Raw genomic sequence first — 18,216 nt, forward strand, 5'->3', positions numbered from 1 at the left:
GGGCGCTCAGATCGGCGGAATCTTGCCCAGCGGGATGAAGCCGCTGACGGTGGCGCGGCCGCGATCCACCACGAGATCGACGGATGCCCTGTCGCCACCGCCGGCAAGCGCGCCGAGCAGTTTGCGGGCCGTGTCGATGGTGGATTGCAGCTGCGGAAACGCCTGCTTGGCATTGTCCGACCATGCGCCGAGCTTTTCGATCTCCAGCTTGAACTGGCCGGAGAGATACCCCTCATTGTCGAAGGAGAAGGGGCCGCTGATGCGCATGGTGCGGCCTTCGCCAATATCGGCCACCAGCCGGCGAAGTTCGCCGCTTGTGCCATAAAGGCCTGACGTGTCGCTGCCGTCCACCATGCCCGCCTTGCCTGCGAGCGTGACATCAACGATGGCGTCGAGGCGCGGAAGAACCTGCGGCCAGTCCTTGATGACGGTGGCCGAGTCGGTGAGCGTGATCGCACCGTCGAGATCGGCACCGTTCTGGCGAAGATGCATTTCCGTCTTGACGGCATCAAAATCGATCGTCTGGCCGGTAACGGAGGAGACCGCCTGCGCCTTCAGCCCGTCAATGACGAGCGAGCTGCGGTCGATGCCCTTCAGCTTGGTGACGATGCTCGACTGCATGTTCTGCCAGGTGGCCGAGACTGTCAGGCCATGGGCGGAGCGGATTTCCGCGGGGGAATCCAGTTCCCAGACGATATGGCCGGGATTATAGACCTGCGCCGCCGAGCGTAATTGCCCGAAAGAAGCGGAAACGCCGTTGCCGCTGTCATCCACCGTCACTTTGGAGCAGAAGAGGCCGATGCGGAAGGGGTAACCCTTGAAGGCGATATCGCCGCATTCGCCGCTGACGCTGCGGGCCTGCGAGGGGGCAATGACGTTCAGAACCGTCTGCTTCAACCTGTCGGCGGCATAAAACCACCCGGCGGTATAAAGTCCGATGACCACGAGGATGGCGATGGCGAGCCAGAGGAATTTCCTGGCCGTGCCGGATTGGCTTGACGCTGCCATATTGATCTCCGATGAACAGACTTCAGATAATTTCGATTTGGCTTGGGATATGGACGATTTTTGGGTCTTTGGCTACGGTTCGTTGATGTGGAACCCCGGCTTCGCCTTCGAGGAGAGGCAGCAGGCGCGGCTGCACGGCTATCGGCGCTCGCTCTGCATCAGTTCCAACTTTTATAGAGGCACCGAAGAAAAGCCCGGTCTCGTCCTTGGTCTGGAGCGCGGCGGCTCCTGCCTTGGCGTTGCCTTCCGCGTGCGGGCGCAGGACCACGATCCCGTCATGGCCTATCTGCGGGAGCGCGAGCTGGTGACGAATGTCTACAAGGAGCGTGTGGTTTCCATCGCGCTCGCCAATGGCCGGCGCAGCAGCGCCGTGACCTATGTGGCCGATCCCGCGCATGAGCAATATATCGGTGGCCTCGGCGTTGCCGAATCGGCGACCATCATCGCTGCCGCATCGGGTCGCTCCGGGCCGAATACGGATTATGTCTTCAACACCGTGCAGCATCTGCAGGAAATGGGCATTCGCGACTCCCTGCTGGAGAGCATCGCGAAAAATGTCGGTACGCTCGCCGCTCAGCCGGCGGCGGTTTCCTTGCCCTGAAGTTCGGCGATCCGCTTCACGGCGGTCGGCGGCAACGGCAAATGCGGGTTGTTGCGCACGGTTTCCAGCAGCAATTCATCGCTCGCCTTTTCCGTCACCTCGATCAGGCGCTTGAAGAATACGTCGGGGTCCAGCCCCGGCTCGATGGCCGGCAGGATGCGCACCTTGAAATGGCCGGGATAACGCATGGTGGAACGGCGCGGCCAGAAAAGGCCGGGATGCATGGCGACGGGAATGACCGGAACCTGCAGATCGCGGTAAAGCCGGGCAATGCCATAACGATATTCGGGTTCGGCGCCGGGTGGGCGGCGCGTGCCTTCGGGATAGATGATGAGTTCGCGGCCGGCGGCCATTTCCTCGCGCGCCCGCTCCATCACCTTCAGCATCACCTTGCCGCGCGCGGCGCGGTTGACCGGGATCATGCGCTGTTTCATGGCGTACCAGCCGAATAGCGGAATCCACAAAAGCTCGCGTTTCAGAATATAGACCGGATCGGGAAGATTGGGCAGCAGCGCATAGGTGTCCCAGAAGGACTGGTGCTTGGGCGCAAAGATGCAGCCGGTTTCGGGAATGTTTTCCAGCCCTTCGATCTCGAAGGTGGTGCCGACGATGGTCTTCATCAGCCAATGGTTGGACCGCGCCCAGTTCTTGGGGATTTCATAGGCGATCTTGCGGGGCAGGATGAAATAGATCGGCGTCAGCACGATCATGCGGACAATCAGGTTGAGATAAAACAGCGTATTGAAAAGAAAAGAGCGCAGCTTGAGCATCAACAGCCTTCCCGGAGCGCAGCCGTTCCGAAGCCTTGGACAGGCCTCGATGCCGGATGCCGATGCCAGACGCCTACACGAAAACAAGGCCTCGCATCAAGCGCGTTTCTCGCCGGTCATGGAGAAGCGGTCGCCACCTTGGGTGCGGAATGATCGGCGGCCGCCTTGCGCAGACCGTCGCCCTTGCCGAAGCCGGTGAGGTCGCGTCCCGCCGCCGCCACGAACTTCAGATATTCGTAGAGCATGGTTCGGACCACATCCGGCTCCACGAACCAGTTCGTGCGGGCGAGATCCGCGCTGATGACGGGATAGGCGATGAATTCCGTCTGTGGGCTGGCGCTGCGCAACTCATGCAGGCTGCGATGCATGTGATAATTGTTGGTGACGACGACAATGGAGGAATAATTGTGGTCGCGTATCCAGCTGGCCGCCTCATTGGCGTTGCCGATCGTATCGATCGCCTTGTAGCCCATATCCACGCAGCAGGTGAACATGTCGGATGACCCTTGCGTCATCTTGCGGATCTGCGAGCGGGTGGTGGCGGGGTTGACGCCCGATATCAACAGCCGCTTGCCCACACCATCCCGGAGCAGGCCCACCGCCTGTTCGATGCGCTGATAACCGCCGGTGAGAACGATGATGGCATCGCCTCTTGCCCCCTCCGGCGGGCGCATGGAGGCGACCGAATCGGCAAACCACAGGAAACCGCCGGAAAAAGCGCCGAGTGCGATGACACAAAGCAGGATGAGGCCGCGAATAAAACGGCGCAGAGGACCACGCCGCGACAACAGGCCCTTTCTGGCCGGCCGCGTCGTCGTCTGATCCTGGTCCATCCGACTCACAAACATTCCTCCTGAATACTCGCCGATTAAGGCAAGGAACAGGCATTTTTGTCCACCGTCCGCAGGTTACATCCGACTTGTGACGGTTTCAGTTTTCCCGCGGAATTTCGGGGATGATCTCACGATGCAAGGCCGTCGCTTTTTGACGGATCGGACCGGACGCGGTCAATATCGTCAATGGTGCGGATGACCGTCATGCGCGCCGTGATGGTGGTGAGAAGCGCGATGATGATCATCGTCATGGCGATACCGAAATAGCCGCCGAGACCGACCGAAAACGAGCCAAAAAGCGCGCTTGCCTGGTCGCTCTGGGGTGTCGCGACCGTGCTCGACTGCCAGAAACCGGCGACGAGGAACACGGCGGCCGCAAGCGCGCTGCCCGCCGCTGCCCCCTTGAGGCTGATCTTCAGGAAATGCTTCTGGAATTCGCGCGCCACAAAACTGCTTTCGGCGCCGACGAAATGCAGAACCTCGACGATATGCCGATTGCCGGAAAGAGCGCCGCGCGTGGCGAACACCACCGTCAGCACCATGGCGGTGAAGACGAGGATAAGAACGCCGACACCGATCATAACCGTGGTTCTGGCCATGGAGACCAGCCTGTCGACCCAGGTGCGGTGGTCGTCCAGAAATGCCTGCGGAATCTCGGCTTTCAGCATATCCCGCATCGCCTGGAAATCGGGCGGATTGTTTTCGTCGATGGTGATGACGACGAGGCGCGGCACAGGGAGTTCGGAAAGATCGAGACCGCTGCCGAGCCATGGCTCCAGCAAACGGGAGGTTGCCGCATCGTCAAGGATCGTACCGTCGCGCGTGCCGACGAAGGTGAGCGCCAGATTGCGCGCCTTGGAGAGCGCCGCATCCATGTCCAGCCCGTCCTCGGGCTTGATCTGGATGGTGATCTCGCGGGAAATCTGGCTCTGCCAGGTGGCGGCGGTGGCGCGCACCATGGAGACGGCGCCAAGGGTGAGGCAGGCGAGAAAGGCCATGATGGCGATCACCACCATCAGCGCGTTACCCTGAATATTGGAGGGCGGCAGGATGGGCGCCATCGGGCGGATGCGCATGGGCGGGCGCTTCGGCTGCGCCGCTTCCGGTTTCAATGGTTTGCGGTTGATCTCATTCATAGATGTCGAGCCGCCCTTCGGTCAGGATCATCCGGCGCGCATCGATCTGGTCCATCAGGCCAAAATCATGGGTGGCGATGACGACGGCCGTGCCCAGCCGGTTGAGTTCCAGGAAAAGGTTGAGAAGGCGCTTGGCCATCGGCGGATCGACGTTGCCGGTCGGCTCGTCGGCCAGCAATATTTCCGGCTGGTCCATCAGCGCGCGGGCGATGGCGGCGCGCTGCTTTTCCCCGCCGGAAAGAATGGCCGGCAGCACGTTGATACGCTCGCCGAGCCCGACCCATTTCAGAAGCTCGATCACGTCGTTGCGATAGGCGCTTTCTTCCTTGCCGCGCACGCGCAGCGGCAGGGCGACATTCTCATAGGTCGTCAGATGATCGAGCAGCCGGAAATCCTGAAACACGATGCCGACGCGGCGGCGCAGCATCGGCAACTCGCTGCGCGGAATACGCGACACATCCCGGTTGAACATGCGGATATTGCCACGGGTCGGCTGCAGCGACATCAAAAGCAGGCGGAGCAGCGTGGTCTTGCCCGCACCCGAAGGGCCGGTCAGAAACTGGAACGAACCCTTGGGAATGTCGAAGGTCATGTCCCTCAGGATCTCGGGTCCCATGCCGTAACGCAACCCGACATTTTCGAAATGGATCAACGGACTTCCAGTCTCTTCGTTTCGTGGTGGTTCGCAAGCCGCTGGCGCGTGGGGTTCGGATGTCGGGGTTTAACCCGGATCCGGCAGCCTGCGCGAGCCGTTTTTGCGAAGCATTAACCAATTAAATTTAAAACTTGGCAGGATTCGTTGCAATGCCCAGTTTTGCGGGCCGGAAAACCTCACCCAAGGAATTCTATGGCTATGTTCCGTTCATCTCGCCGGCAAGCGGCATTCGATTTCGACCTCCTGATGCCGGAAACGCCGGTGCGCCGCACGTCGCAGGCGGCAAATCCCGACCGCGACGTGGTAGACGCGGAATTTGTCACCATCAAGGAAAACCGTGCGCGTCAGCCCGGAAACGACAATCGCGGCGCAGCGCGCCGGCAGGTGAAAAAACCGCCCGTCACCCTCGCCATTCTTTGCCTCGCTTTCATCGGCTGGGTGGATCGCAGATTGTCTCGCCTGTCGGCGGATGCCTATTCGGCGCTGGTGGCCGGCCTCGCCATTTTTGTCTTCGTATGTTCGGGCGGCCTCTCGGTCGTGGTGCCGGAAAAGACGGCTGTCGCGGCCTCGGTCAATCCTCTCGCCATTTCCCATGTCACCGTAACCCCGCAGGAAGCGGACGGCATGGATATCCTGCTCATCAACGGCATCGTGGAAAACAATGGCGGCAATCTGGAAGAGGTGCCGGCCCTTCGCGCCGATCTCTTCGCCGCCAAGGGACAACTAGTGGCGAGCATGGTTATCGAGCCGCCGGTGAAAGAGATGCAGCCCGGTTTCAGCCACGGTTTCTCGGCAAAACTGCGCCATCCCGGTGGAAAAACGCCTGAGATCAAGCTTTCCTTCGTCGAGGCGGGTGCGTCCGAACGCTGACTGTGCTAACGCGTGTCTTCTATTTTTACTGAAAGGTAAAATCGGCAAGGCGCAGCACAGGAGTAAGAATGCCCGTCGTCCGTGGAAAAAATATCGAGCCGCTTTATACCGCCGAGCAGATCGCCGAGCGCAATCGCGATATGGCCAAGCACATTGCCGGTGGCCCGACCAAGGATTTGCTGGTCATTGCCGTGCTCAAGGGATCGTTCATTTTCGCGGCCGATCTTATCCGCGCGCTGCATGACAGCGGCCTTGCTCCCGAGGTCGAGTTCATCACGCTGTCGAGCTATGGCAGCGGCACGGTTTCGCAAGGGGTCAGGATCGTCAAGGATATCGACAGCGACGTGAAAGACCGCGATGTCCTGTTGATCGACGATATTCTCGAATCCGGCCGCACGCTGCGTTTCGCCAAGGAACTGCTCTACGAGCGCGGCGCCCGCAACGTCACCATCGCCGTGCTGCTCGACAAGAAGGTGAAGCGCAAGGAAGATCTGGAGGCCGATTATGTCGGTTTCGAATGTCCTGACTATTTCGTCGTGGGCTACGGCATGGATGTCGCTTATGCCTTCCGCGAACTGCCCTTTGTCGGCGTCGTGACCGGCGACGCCTGAGCCTATTTACCGTATCGGAACGGCACAGGGCGGAGACGCCTCATTAACCATTCACCCAGCCAAAGCCTGGGTGTTTACCTCTTGAAAAGAGGAGCCTGCGATGTTGCTCACGGCTGGAAATGATGCCCAGGAGCAATGAGTAATGGCGAAGATTCTGATTACCGAAGACGAGGATGCGCTGCGTTCTTTCGTGGCGCGGGCGCTCCGTCTCGACGGTCACGAGACCTATGAGGCGGCGGATGGCGAGCAGGGGCTGGAGAAGCTCCAGGAAACCAGTTTCGATCTTCTCCTTTCGGATATCCGCATGCCGGTCATGGATGGCATCGAGCTGGCGCATCGCGCCGCCGAGAGCTTCCCGGCCATGCGTATCCTGCTGATGACGGGTTATGCCGAGCAGCGTGAACGCGCCGACGATCTGGCGGAGAAGATCGTTGATGTCGTCTCGAAGCCCTTCGCGCTTCCGGATATCCGCAAGGCCGTGGCGCGCGCGCTTGCCGCCTGAGCGACGGGATTGCAGAGATTAAAGGGCGGCCTTCGAGCCGCCTTTTTGTTGGTCTGCCCCATTCTCTGCTCTGCGCAATTCCCCACCTCCGTCATTCCGGCCCTGAGCCGGAATCCAGCCAGCCCAAGTCCTTGGGCTGAAAGAACTCTTCCTCGCCGCGCAGACGCGCTGCGGCTGGATGCCGGATCAAGTCCGGCATGACGGAAAATTTTAGCTTTGAGGCTGTATCGAAGCGCAGTACGACTGTGCGAACCCTCACCGAATATCCAGCAACCGCTCGAGATAACGCCGTTCCACTTCACCCGGAGGATTGTTGCCGAGCTTTTCACGGATCGCTTCGAGAATTTCGCGGGCGCGCTGCACGTCGATCTCGTCAGGCACCTTCACCTGATCGCCGAAATCCGGGCCGGTGGTGCTGCGCGGGCGGCCGAGCGGGTCGCGGCCGTTCTGCCCGCCCTGTCCCGCCATGCCTTCCTGACCCTGTCCGGGCTGCTGGCCCTGCTGGCGCATGGCCTGCATGATCTGGCCCATCATGTCCTGTGCGCCCTGCCGCAGGGCGTTCAGCGCATTGCCCTGACCTTCGACGGCCTGTTCGCCCTGGCCCTTGCCCAGCGCCTCGCCGGCGCCTTGCATTTCCTGCTGCGCCTTGCCGAAGTTTTCGCCCGGTTCCATGCCGAGATCACGAAGGCCCTGCTGCAATTCGCCAAGCTGCTTGCCGAGCGCATCCTGCTGCGCCCGCAGGTTTTTCAGCGCTTCGCGTAGCTGTTCAGCGGTCATCTGGTCGGTCTGCTGCTGTCCGCCCTGCTGACCGTTCTGGCCCTGTTGACCTTGCTGGCCCTGCGGTTGCTGCTGCCCGCCGTTTTCACCCATCTGCTGGTCGTCGCCTTCGCCGCCCTGCTGCGGGTCGCCGCGCTGCATGCGGTCGCGCAGCGCCTGATCGAGCTTGAAGGTTTCGTCCATCAGCTTCTGCTGCTGCTGCAGGATTTCACCCAGCTTGTCGATCTGCTGGCGCATCTTGCTGCTCTGCTGCTGCCCCTGCTGGCCCTGGCGCTGCGGGCGGCCCGCCTGCAGATTGTTCATCATGCGCTGCAACTGCGAGAGCATTTCCTGCGCCGCGTCGCGGTTGCCGGAGCGGGCAAGGTTCTCGATCTGGTTCATCATGTTTTCCAGATCGCGCTGGCGCAATACGTTCTGCGCCTGCTGGTTCATGTTGGCCTGCGGCGCATTCTGCATGCGTTGCGCAAGCTCGCTCATGAACTGCTGCATGGCTTCCCGCAGTTCCTGCATCAGCTTGGCGATTTCCTCGTCGGAAGCGTTGCGCTGCAACGCCTCCGAAAGCGCGGTCTGGGCATCGCGCAGGCGTTTTTCCGCCTGCGAGAGATCGCCGTCCTCGATACCGAGTGCAATCTCCCAGAGATAATCGGCCGTGTCCTTCAGCATCTCCTGATTATAAGCAAGCCGCATGCGGGTCTGCGCCGATTGCAGCAGGAGATAATGCGTGGTGTTGGGAATGGTTTCTTCCGGACGCAGACCGACGGCCTCGTTATAGGCGATGGCCTTCGGCATCTGGCGTGTATCGAGCGAGAAAATCTGCCGCTGTTCGGCAATGGAAGCTGCTAGCGGTTCGGAGAAATTGCGGCCCGGCAGAACCATTTCATGCGCAGGGCTGCGGCCCGTTTGGCCCGCACCGTCGGTTGCCACCAGCGTGATGCGCACGCGTTTTCCCGCCATCGGATGTTCGGTCAGGTTGCGGCTGGTCAGGCCCTTGATCTCGCGATTGTTCTGCCGCGGCAGGTCGAGTTTGAATTCCGGCGGTGGGTAAAGTGCGGTCGCGCCTTCGGCCACGCCGAGCGGCTCGATGATGGCATGGGCTTCCTTCAGCCCATAATCGTCCTTGGCGGTGAAGCCGATTTCCAGCGCACCATTGACGGCACGGCGCGGCATGTTGTCGAAGGCGATGCTGGGCGGCTGGTCGGGGATGACGTTGAACACCCATTGTTCGCCATTGGCGGTGATCATGCCGCTTTCGGTCACATCCATGGCAAAGGTGCGCGGCGCAACGGGCTGATCCGCAGAGCGTGTCGGTGTTTGAACCGCGATATCGCCACTTGCGCTGTCGGTGCGTGCAGCTTCCGGCGCAAGCTTCTGCAATGCGCCGGCCATTTCCGGCTCGAAGGTCACTTCCTCACCGCCATCGCCGCCGGTCATGCGGATCGTCAGCCTGGAGGATTGTGGCACGGAAACCGCGTCACGACCGCTGGCATCACGTCCGGTCAGGAAAATCGGCGCGCGGCCGGTATAGGCAGGCGGCGTGACCCAGGCATCGAGACGGATATCGGGATTGAGCGGACCGACGGCTGGCCGGCTGCGGAAGGCATCGGCAACCGTGCCCGCGCCGTTCGAATAGGAAAAACCGAAGGCCGTGACCAGAAGCAGCGCCGGAACGGCGCGCAGCGCCAGACGGTCATAACGGGCGATGTCGGGTTTCGGCAGACCGGCATTGAGCGCGGCGATGCGCTCCGCCATGCGGATCTGGTGTTCTTTCCAGAGTGTGCGGGAAAAAGGCGTGTCGAAGGCCGGTTCGTCCTCCTGCACGCCGACTGGCTGGTGCGCCAGGCCGTTGCGATCTTCAAGAAGGCGGGACGCGTCGTGATCCGTCGGCCATTTCAGCCGAAGGATCGGCAGAAGCGTGGCGATGAAACTGAAAACCAGCACGAAGACGATGCCGAGCCGGAGGAAATCCGGCATATGCCGGTAAAGACCGAACCATGCAAGCGCCAGAAACACGGCGGCGATGGAGAGAGGCCACAGCGTTTTCGGCGCTATTTTTTCCGAAAGCAGCACGATTTTCGCGAAGAAGCGCTTGGCGGCAACCCGGCGGGCAAGGTCCGGCCGTTGCGCGAATGCGCCGGTCGGGCGCTTTCTGCCTGTCCTGTCCTCTCCGCCAGCCTTGTCCTCTCCGGCAGTGGTCATCAATCCGTTCTCCCGGTTCTGGCCACGTCGAACGCCATTCCCGGAACGGCGCGCTGTTCATATCACGGAGGCAAGGATAACATTCTTTGTGGCGAAGACGAGGGCAGCCAGACCCTCACCCCCATTTTTTAGGCAGCTTCGCTCAATTGTGATCGACCGACTGTGTGGCAGGTGAGATCAATCGAGCCAGGCGGGAACCGAATCGAGGGCGATCAGCTCCTCATAGGTGCCACGCGGGCGGATGACGTGGAATTTGTCACCCTTGACAAGCACTTCCGGCACCAGCAGGCGCGAATTATAGGTGCCGGCCTGCACCGCGCCATAAGCCCCGGCGGAACTGACGGCGATCAGATCGCCCGGCTGCGGTGCCGCCATTTCGCGGTCGAGCGCCAGATAATCGCCGGTCTCGCAAACGGGACCGACAATATCGGCCTTGATGCGCGGTGTGTCCTCGACGGGCTGAACCACCGGGCGGATGCCGTGATAGGCCTCGTAAAGCGTCGGGCGGATGAGGTCATTCATGGCGCCGTCGACGATCACGAAGGTCTTCTCGCCGCCATCCTTCACATAGATCACTTCGGTCACCAGAATGCCGGCATTGCCGACGATCAGGCGGCCGGGCTCGGTGACGATCTTGCAGTTGAGGCTCTTCAGCTCGTTTTTGACGATATGGGCATAGGCATCCGGCAGCGGCGGCGGATTATTGTCCTCGCGATAGGGAATGCCGAGACCGCCGCCAATATCGACATGGCTGATCGTGTGGCCATCGGTGCGCAGCACTTCCACGAGTTCGCGCAGCAGCCGGAAGGCATCCTCGAAAGGCTGCAATTCGGTGATCTGGCTGCCGATATGCATGTCGATGCCGGTCACTTCGATGCCGGGCAGGGTGGCGGCATGGGCATAGACCGCGCGGGCGCGTTCATAGGAAATGCCGAACTTGTTTTCCTTCTTGCCGGTGGAAATCTTGGCGTGGGTGCGCGCATCCACATCCGGGTTGATGCGGAAGGAGACATGCGCCCGCTTGCCCATTTTCACGGCGCGCAGGTTGAGGACTTCCAGTTCCGGCTCGGATTCGATGTTGAAACAGTAGATGCCGGCTTCCAGCGCGTAATCCATTTCCGCAACCGTCTTGCCGACGCCGGAGAACATGATGCGGCTTGCCGGCACGCCGGCTGCGAGCGCGCGGCGCAATTCGCCGCCCGAGACGACGTCGATGCCCGCGCCGAGCTTTGCCAGCGTCTTCAAAACCGCCTGGTTGGAATTGGCCTTCATGGCATAACAGACCATGGCGTCCACATCGGCAAAGGCGCCGGAAAACACCTTGTAATGGCGCTCCAGCGTCGCGGTCGAATAGACGTAGAATGGCGTGCCGACCGCCTTGGCGATCTCGGGCACAGGCACGTTTTCGGCGTGCAGCACGCCGTCGATATAGCCAAAATGGTTCACAGGCTTTTATCCGTCAGAGAAGCTTGTCGAGAATGAACGGGCGCTCCGCCGTCGCCGGCTTCGTCTCCGTTCCGTCGGCATTGCGCTTGTTGCGCATTTCGACCGGCGTGCTCGGCGGATCGATGTCGCCCTTACGCCCGCAGGCGCTGAGAACAAGGCTGACAGCGAGTGTCATGCCGATGGGAACGATGAGTTTACGCGCGGTTTTTGAAAGCATGAGCCTGTCCAAAGGAAATATGTGCCTCTCTGATAACGAAAAACAGGGCGCTTGTGCACCCTCAGACTGGGGCAAAGCGCGAAAATCTCTCCTCCGTCATGCCGGACTTGATCCGGCATCCAGCCACGGCGCGTCTGCAACGTGAAAAGACTCTTCTGCGATCAAAGACTTGATCGCGCTGGACCCCGGATCAAGTCCGGGGTGACGACGTCAAATCGGCTTATCAGTTGCGTCCGCGCCACCAGGCGATCTGCTTCTTCACTTCGGAAGGCGCCGTGCCGCCGAAGCTGGTGCGGCTGGCGACCGATGCTTCCACCGAAAGAACGTCGAAAACACCCTTGGTGATATCAGGGTGGATGGCCTGCAATTCCTCGAGCGAAAGATCGGCGAGGTCGCAGCCCTTCTTCTCCGCCAGCGCCACGGCATTGCCGGTCACATGGTGGGCATCGCGGAAGGGCAGGCCCGCCTCGCGCACCAGCCAGTCGGCCAGATCGGTGGCGGTGGAATAGCCCGAACCGGCCGCCGCACGCATGCGGTCCTTGCGCACTTCAAGGTCGCGGATCATGCCGGTCATGGCGGCAATCGCCAGTTCCAGGCTCTCGGCGGCATCGAAAACCTGTTCCTTGTCTTCCTGCATGTCCTTGGAATAGGCAAGCGGCAGGCCCTTCATGACCGTCAGGAGGGCGATCAGCGAACCGTTGATACGGCCGGTCTTGGCGCGCACCAGCTCGGCCGCGTCGGGATTCTTCTTCTGCGGCATGATCGAGGAGCCAGTCGAGAAGGCATCCGACAGGCGGATGAAACCGAATTGCGGCGTCGACCAGATGACGATTTCTTCGGCGAGGCGCGACAGATGCGTGGCGCAGATGGAGGCGATCGACAGGAATTCCAGCGCGAAATCGCGGTCGGAGACGGTGTCGATGGAGTTGCGGGTCGGCTCGCGGAAACCGAGCGTTTTCGCCGTCATGTGGCGGTCGATGGGATAGCCGGTGCCGGCGAGTGCGGCCGCGCCGATCGGGCTTTCGTCCAGATGTTCGATGGCGTGGCGCACGCGGGCGCGGTCACGGCCGAACATTTCCACATAGGCCATGCAATGATGGCCGAAAGTGACGGGCTGGGCGGTTTGCAGATGGGTGAAGCCGGGCATCACGGTATCGGCATTTTCTTCAGCGCGGTCGAGGAAGGCGGCGATGAGGGCGGTCAGCATACCCTCGGTCTTCTGCAGTTCTTCCTTCACCCACAGGCGGAAATCGAGCGCCACCTGGTCGTTGCGCGAACGGGCGGTGTGCAAGCGGCCGGCGGCGGTGCCGATGAGGGTCGCAAGCCGCGCTTCGATGTTCATATGAATATCTTCGAGCTTGCGCGAGAATTCGAAGCTGCCGGCTTCGATCTCTGACAGGATCGTGTTCAGACCCTCGATGATCTTGTCTTTATCATCAGGTGAAATAATGCCTTTAGATGCCAGCATGGTGGCATGCGCCATAGAGCCGCGGATGTCCTGGGCATAAAGCTTCTTGTCGAAGCCGATGGAGGCATTTATCTCTTCCATGATGGCAGATGGCCCGGAAGCGAAACGCCCGCCCCACATCTGGTTGGAGGATTTCTGATCTGTGCCGTCAGCCATGTTCGCAGTGCCCTGGAGTATTCGATGACAGAAAAAAGGCCGTTCAGGCTTCCTTCCGCCAAGTTGGTTGCAATTGCTGCCGTTGCCGGTGTCTTAAGCGGCGCGGGCGCGGTCTGGTTCAGGCATATTGGGTCTGAGAGCCCGGTTCAAGGGGCAGCGGTCGCTGACGCCGGTTTATGTGAGGGGGCGGCAAACCGCATCGCCTCGCTGAAGCCGTTTCTGAAGGGGCAGGTTGCGGCCATGTCGGCGGCGGACAAGCCACGTGTCATCCCGCTGTCCTTCAAGGGGCCGCAGGCGCAGGACATGACACTTGCCGATCTCAAGGGCAAGACGGTTCTTCTCAACCTGTGGGCCACATGGTGTGTGCCCTGCCGGGAAGAGATGCCGGCCCTGAACGCGCTGGAGAAGGAAAAGGGCGGTGATGGCTTCGAGGTCGTTGCCGTCAATATTGATGTCGGTGCGGATGAAAAACCGAAAGCCTTCATGGATGAATACAAGATCGACGCGCTGAAGCCCTATCGCGACAGTTCCATGGGCGTTTTCAACGTGCTGAAAAAGGAAGGCCTCGCCTTCGGCCTGCCTGCAACCCTGCTGATGGATGAGAATGGTTGCCTGCTTGCGGCCATGAACGGCCCGGCGGCGTGGGACAGCGAGGATGCCAGGGCGCTGGTGACAGCTGCGACTGGAAAATGATGCCGGCGGCTGGATATTGAGGGTTGGGAGCCGCAACCGCCTTCAAAGCCGGCTTTTCCAGCGGACGCGCCGGTACAGACAAGCCCGTGCCCGCCTCGTATAATGATCCTGACTTGCGCCATGAATGGGTACCGACATGGAGTTGCTTATTCCCCGGCTTGGTCTTGCCCTCGCCATCGGCCTGCTCGTCGGCCTTGAGCGTGGCTGGCGGGAACGTGATGCGCCGGCGGGCAGCCGCACCGCCGGGATCAGGACCTATGGCATTGCCGGCCTGCTGGGTGGCGTCTTCGGCATATTGGCCGATGAGCAGGGCAATGCCTTCGCCTTCGCGGCGGGTTTTCTGGGATTCGCATTCAGCTTTTCGTGGTTCAAGCTGCGCGAGGCGCGCCATGACGATGATTTCAGTGTCACCGGCGTGGTCGCGGCGCTCTGCGTCTTTGCCCTCGGCGGGCTTGCGGTAACGGCGCAATATCAGGCGGCGGCGGCTGGTGGTGCTGCCCTTGCCGCACTGCTTGCGGGCAGGGAGGTTCTCCACAGTCTGCTGAAACGGCTGACATGGATCGAGCTACGCTCCGCACTGGTTCTGGCCGTAATGACCGCCGTTGGCCTGTCGATCCTTCCAAACCGGGCGATCGATCCGTGGGGCGGCTTCAACCCCTGGGAAATATGGCTGTTCACCGTACTCAGCGCCACGATTTCCTATTGCGGTTATATTGCCGTGCGCCTCCTCGGCTCAACCCGTGGCCTGCTGGTGACCGGGCTGGCGGGCGCGCTCGTTTCATCGACCGCCGTAACCGCCAGCTTCGGGCAGAAGGCGAAAAGCGGTGAAAACGTGTGGCCTCTGGCCGGTGTGGCGGCGCTGGCCGCGGCTGTATCGCTGCTCCGGGTTCTCGTTATCGTTCTCGCCCTCTCGCTGACGACCTTTTCCCTCATCGCACCGGCGGTGCTGGCCGCTGCGCTGGTTCTCGGATTGAGCGGCGCCGGCCTGATAGGGCTGCGGAACACGCAGTCCAGACAGGAAATCGACGCAAAAAACCCGTTCGACATGGCACCCCTTGCCATCTTCGCCACGCTCTTTGCCGTAACGAGAACGCTGAATGCCGTTCTTCTCGTCTGGATCGGCACGGGTGGTTTCATTGCCCTCACGGCTCTATCGGCCATATTCGATGCCGATGTCGCCGTCCTTAGCGCACTGCGAACCAATGCGCAGAACCTTTCGCCCGATATCGTGGCGAGCGCGATCCTCGCCGCTCTCGCCGCCAACGCGGCAGGGCGCGTATTCGTCGCCGCTGTTTCTGGAACGCTCGTTTATTGCGGATTGCTCACGGCCGTGTCCGTCCTTGCCGCCGGTGTCGGAGCGGTTGCTTACCTGCTGATTGCCTGAGAGTTCGGCTGAAGGCAGGGACGATATCGGTTCGGTGTCAGCGCGTCGGAACCGGCGTCTCGCCGCGATAGTCGTAAAAACCACGGCCGGACTTGCGGCCGAGCCAGCCGGCCTCGACATATTTCACCAGCAGCGGGCAGGGGCGATATTTGCTGTCGGCCAGACCGTCATGCAGCACCTGCATGATCGACAAACAGGTGTCGAGACCGATGAAGTCGGCAAGCTGCAACGGTCCCATCGGGTGGTTGGCGCCGAGCCGCATGGCGGTGTCGATGGCTTCCACCGAGCCGACCCCTTCGTAAAGCGTATAGATCGCCTCGTTGATCATCGGCAGCAGGATGCGGTTTACGATGAAGGCCGGGAAATCCTCGGCGACGGTGATCGCCTTTTCCAGGGTGCGCACATAGTCCTTGGCCGCATCGAAGGTCTTTTCGTTGGTGGCGATGCCGCGCACCAGTTCCACCAGCTTCATCACGGGAACCGGGTTCATGAAGTGGATGCCCATGAACTGCTCGGGACGGTCGGTGGCGGATGCAAGCCGGGTGATGGAGAGCGAAGAGGTGTTGGTGGCCAGAAGCGCTTCGGGCTTCAGGACCGGGCAGATCTGCGCATAGATCTTGCGTTTGATTTCCTCGTTTTCCGTCGCGGCCTCGATGACGAGATCCATGGGCGCCAGATCGTTGACGTCGGTCGAGCCGCTGATGAGCGCAAGCGCCTGCTTGCGGGCCTCGTCCGAGAGCTTGCCGTTGGTGACCTGACGGGCGAGATTGCCGTTGATCGTCGCAAGGCCGGCCTCGATGCCTTCCTTGGAGAGATCGTAGATATGGACCTTGTAGCCTGCGACAGCCGAGACATGCGCAATGCCGCAACCCATCTGACCGGCTCCGATGACACCGATGTTTTTAAAGGGCGCGGTCATAGGCTGGTCTCCTCTTAGGGATTTGTCTGCGTCATTGTCGGCGATGTTACGCATATCGCCGGAAAAGAGAAGGCGGCGCGTTCAAAAAACGCGCCGCCGCTTGTATCGGCTTAAATCACAGGGCCTTCTGCAGTTCGGGCAGAGCCTCGAACAGATCGGCGACGAGGCCGTAATCGGCAACCTGGAAGATCGGCGCTTCTTCATCCTTGTTGATCGCGACGATGACCTTCGAGTCCTTCATGCCGGCCAGATGCTGGATGGCGCCCGAAATGCCGGCGGCGATGTAAAGCTGCGGCGCCACCACCTTGCCGGTCTGGCCCACCTGCCAGTCGTTCGGCGCATAACCGGCATCGACTGCGGCGCGGCTTGCACCGACGGCTGCCCCCAGCTTGTCGGCAACGGGAAGGATGACTTCCTTGAACTTCTCCGAGGAACCGAGCGCGCGGCCACCCGAGATGATGATCTTCGCGGATGTCAGTTCCGGACGGTCGGACGACGCCAGCGCATCGGAAACGAAGCTGGAGAGGCCGGGGTTTTCGGCAGCACCGATGGTTTCAACCGCTGCCGAACCGCCTTCCGCTGCTGCCGCAAAAGCGGTCGGGCGCACGGTGATGACCTTCCTGGCGTCGGTTGCCTGCACGGTCTGGATGGCGTTGCCGGCATAGATCGGACGCTTGAAGGTATCCGGGCTGACGACCTCGATGATTTCCGAAACCTGCGCGACGTCGAGAAGCGCTGCCACACGCGGCAGCACGTTCTTGGCAGATGCGGTGGCTGGCGCAATGATGACATCATAGGAAGGGGCGAGCGAGACGATCAGCGCCGCCAGCGGTTCTGCCAGCGAATTGGCATAGGATGCGTCGTCGGCGAGCAGCACCTTGGAGACGCCCGACAGTTTCGCAGCCGCATCGGCCGCGCCCTTTGCGCCGGAGCCGGCGACCAGTACGTGGACATCGCCGCCGATCTGGGTTGCCGCTGTCAGCGTCTTGCCCGTCAGGTCGGAAAGGGTTGCGTTGTCGTGTTCTGCCAGAAGAAGAATGGTCATGAGAATATCTCCCTTTTCCGAAACCTTAGAGGACGCCGTCGGCTTTGAGCTTTTCGACCAGCTCGGCAACCGAGCCGACCTTGATGCCGGCCTTGCGGCCTGCCGGCTCCTCGGTCTTCAGCACCTTGAGGCGCGGCGAAACGTCGACGCCGAAATCGGCCGGAGCCTTTTTGTCGAGCGGCTTCTTCTTGGCTTTCATGATGTTCGGCAGCGAAGCATAACGCGGCTCGTTCAGGCGCAGATCGGTGGTGACGACGGCAGGAAGCTTCAGCTCCACCGTCTGCAGGCCGCCATCGACTTCACGCGTCACTGCAACCTTGCCATCGGAAGGCTCGACCTTCGAGGCGAAGGTGCCCTGGCCCCAGCCGAGAAGGGCTGCCAGCATCTGGCCGGTCTGGTTCGAATCGTCATCGATCGCCTGTTTGCCGACAATGACGAGACCGGGCTGTTCGGCTTCCGCCACGCCCTTCAGGAGCTTGGCGACGGCCAGCGGCTCGACCGTTTCGTCGGTCTCGATCAGGATGGCGCGATCCGCACCCATGGCGAGTGCCGTGCGCAGTGTTTCTTCCGCCTTGGCCGGGCCGATGGAGACGACCACAACCTCTTCGGCCTTGCCCGCCTCTTTCAGACGAAGCGCCTCTTCCACCGAGATTTCGTCGAACGGGTTCATCGACATCTTCACATTGGCAAGCTCGACACCCGAACCATCCGATTTCACGCGAATCTTCACGTTGTAATCGACGACTCGCTTAACGGGGACAAGGATTTTCATCGGCGGCTTTCCTCAAACTCCTGTCCGCTTGGTGAATAGACCGCGCGGACCTCCAAAAACAGGTTGGCGACATGGATAAGCATTTTTCCCGCAAATACAACGGAGCAATGTTCATTATCACATGCACGTAAGGCATATCTTACGTTGACGTTAACGT

18 protein-coding genes are annotated in these 18,216 nt (G+C 61.1%); 6 read left to right on the top strand and 12 right to left on the bottom strand.

Annotated elements, in window-relative coordinates; genetic code table 11:
* Positions 1 to 6 precede the first annotated feature (6 nt).
* Complete coding sequence (locus tag N434_RS10695) at positions 7 to 1,008, bottom strand: DUF2125 domain-containing protein (protein ID WP_065117979.1); 1,002 nt, start codon at positions 1,006 to 1,008, stop codon at positions 7 to 9.
* Positions 1,009 to 1,057: 49 nt separating this feature from the next.
* Between N434_RS10695 and N434_RS10700 the strand changes: the two genes are divergently transcribed.
* The gene (locus N434_RS10700) at positions 1,058 to 1,609 is read left to right on the top strand and encodes a gamma-glutamylcyclotransferase (RefSeq protein WP_110757971.1); all 552 of its coding nucleotides are present in this window, start codon (positions 1,058 to 1,060) and stop codon (positions 1,607 to 1,609) included.
* Here the strand turns inward: N434_RS10700 and N434_RS10705 are convergent.
* The 4 genes from N434_RS10705 to ftsE all read right to left on the bottom strand — a co-directional run bounded on the left by N434_RS10705 (position 1,582) and on the right by ftsE (position 5,000).
* A complete protein-coding gene (locus N434_RS10705; protein WP_110757674.1) occupies positions 1,582 to 2,379 on the bottom strand; it encodes a lysophospholipid acyltransferase family protein in 798 nt (265 codons plus the stop codon). The genes N434_RS10700 and N434_RS10705 overlap by 28 nt on opposite strands.
* Before the next feature lie 116 nt (positions 2,380 to 2,495).
* On the bottom strand, positions 2,496 to 3,212 hold the full coding sequence (locus N434_RS10710) for a YdcF family protein (protein ID WP_065117982.1): 717 nt from the start codon (positions 3,210 to 3,212) through the stop codon (positions 2,496 to 2,498).
* A gap of 128 nt (positions 3,213 to 3,340) precedes the next feature.
* Positions 3,341 to 4,348: a cell division protein FtsX gene (locus tag N434_RS10715; protein WP_110757676.1), complete on the bottom strand. Its 1,008-nt coding sequence runs from the start codon at positions 4,346 to 4,348 to the stop codon at positions 3,341 to 3,343.
* Positions 4,341 to 5,000, bottom strand: coding sequence for a cell division ATP-binding protein FtsE (gene ftsE, locus N434_RS10720; RefSeq protein WP_003497447.1), 660 nt, complete (start codon positions 4,998 to 5,000; stop codon positions 4,341 to 4,343). The genes N434_RS10715 and ftsE overlap by 8 nt, the downstream gene beginning before the upstream one ends.
* 201 nt (positions 5,001 to 5,201) lie before the next feature.
* On the opposite strand from ftsE, the gene N434_RS10725 reads away from it, so the two are divergent.
* The 3 genes from N434_RS10725 (at position 5,202) to N434_RS10735 (ending at position 6,986) form a co-directional block, all read left to right on the top strand.
* Positions 5,202 to 5,873: a DUF3426 domain-containing protein gene (locus N434_RS10725; protein WP_110757678.1), complete on the top strand. Its 672-nt coding sequence runs from the start codon at positions 5,202 to 5,204 to the stop codon at positions 5,871 to 5,873.
* 68 nt (positions 5,874 to 5,941) lie between these two features.
* Complete coding sequence (gene hpt, locus N434_RS10730) at positions 5,942 to 6,484, top strand: hypoxanthine phosphoribosyltransferase (RefSeq protein ID WP_065117985.1); 543 nt, start codon at positions 5,942 to 5,944, stop codon at positions 6,482 to 6,484.
* Positions 6,485 to 6,626: 142 nt separating this feature from the next.
* Positions 6,627 to 6,986, top strand: coding sequence for a response regulator (locus tag N434_RS10735; RefSeq protein WP_020012162.1), 360 nt, complete (start codon positions 6,627 to 6,629; stop codon positions 6,984 to 6,986).
* Between the two features lie 255 nt (positions 6,987 to 7,241).
* On the opposite strand, the gene N434_RS10740 is transcribed toward N434_RS10735, so the two are convergent.
* From N434_RS10740 to argH, 4 genes are all read right to left on the bottom strand, one after another.
* On the bottom strand, positions 7,242 to 9,959 hold the full coding sequence (locus tag N434_RS10740; RefSeq protein ID WP_110757681.1) for a TIGR02302 family protein: 2,718 nt from the start codon (positions 9,957 to 9,959) through the stop codon (positions 7,242 to 7,244).
* Between the two features lie 177 nt (positions 9,960 to 10,136).
* A complete protein-coding gene (gene lysA / locus N434_RS10745; RefSeq protein WP_110757683.1) occupies positions 10,137 to 11,405 on the bottom strand; it encodes a diaminopimelate decarboxylase in 1,269 nt (422 codons plus the stop codon).
* 13 nt (positions 11,406 to 11,418) lie between these two features.
* Positions 11,419 to 11,622, bottom strand: a complete 204-nt coding sequence (gene lptM, locus N434_RS10750) for an LPS translocon maturation chaperone LptM (RefSeq protein ID WP_003497438.1) — start codon at positions 11,620 to 11,622, stop codon at positions 11,419 to 11,421.
* 223 nt (positions 11,623 to 11,845) lie between these two features.
* Positions 11,846 to 13,246 carry an argininosuccinate lyase gene (gene argH / locus N434_RS10755; protein ID WP_110757686.1) on the bottom strand — a complete coding sequence of 467 codons (1,401 nt, stop codon included), beginning with the start codon at positions 13,244 to 13,246 and terminating at the stop codon, positions 11,846 to 11,848.
* Positions 13,247 to 13,270: 24 nt separating this feature from the next.
* Between argH and tlpA the strand changes: the two genes are divergently transcribed.
* Together tlpA and N434_RS10765 are read left to right on the top strand one after the other, a co-directional pair.
* Positions 13,271 to 13,939, top strand: a complete 669-nt coding sequence (gene tlpA / locus N434_RS10760; protein ID WP_065117989.1) for a thiol:disulfide interchange protein TlpA — start codon at positions 13,271 to 13,273, stop codon at positions 13,937 to 13,939.
* A 136-nt stretch (positions 13,940 to 14,075) separates the two neighbouring features.
* A complete protein-coding gene (locus tag N434_RS10765) occupies positions 14,076 to 15,323 on the top strand; it encodes an MgtC/SapB family protein (protein ID WP_110757973.1) in 1,248 nt (415 codons plus the stop codon).
* Between the two features lie 37 nt (positions 15,324 to 15,360).
* Here N434_RS10765 and N434_RS10770 read toward each other — a convergent pair whose 3' ends face one another.
* The 3 genes from N434_RS10770 to N434_RS10780 all read right to left on the bottom strand — a co-directional run bounded on the left by N434_RS10770 (position 15,361) and on the right by N434_RS10780 (position 18,059).
* Positions 15,361 to 16,242, bottom strand: a complete 882-nt coding sequence (locus N434_RS10770; RefSeq protein WP_065117991.1) for a 3-hydroxybutyryl-CoA dehydrogenase — start codon at positions 16,240 to 16,242, stop codon at positions 15,361 to 15,363.
* Positions 16,243 to 16,357: 115 nt separating this feature from the next.
* Positions 16,358 to 17,287: an electron transfer flavoprotein subunit alpha/FixB family protein gene (locus N434_RS10775; RefSeq protein ID WP_110757688.1), complete on the bottom strand. Its 930-nt coding sequence runs from the start codon at positions 17,285 to 17,287 to the stop codon at positions 16,358 to 16,360.
* Between the two features lie 25 nt (positions 17,288 to 17,312).
* Positions 17,313 to 18,059, bottom strand: coding sequence for an electron transfer flavoprotein subunit beta/FixA family protein (locus N434_RS10780; RefSeq protein WP_035222604.1), 747 nt, complete (start codon positions 18,057 to 18,059; stop codon positions 17,313 to 17,315).
* Between the last annotated feature and the right edge of the window lie 157 nt (positions 18,060 to 18,216).

This window comes from Rhizobium sp. UGM030330-04, from assembly GCF_003208455.1.
Classification (GTDB): Bacteria; Pseudomonadota; Alphaproteobacteria; order Rhizobiales; family Rhizobiaceae; genus Agrobacterium; species Agrobacterium rhizogenes_A.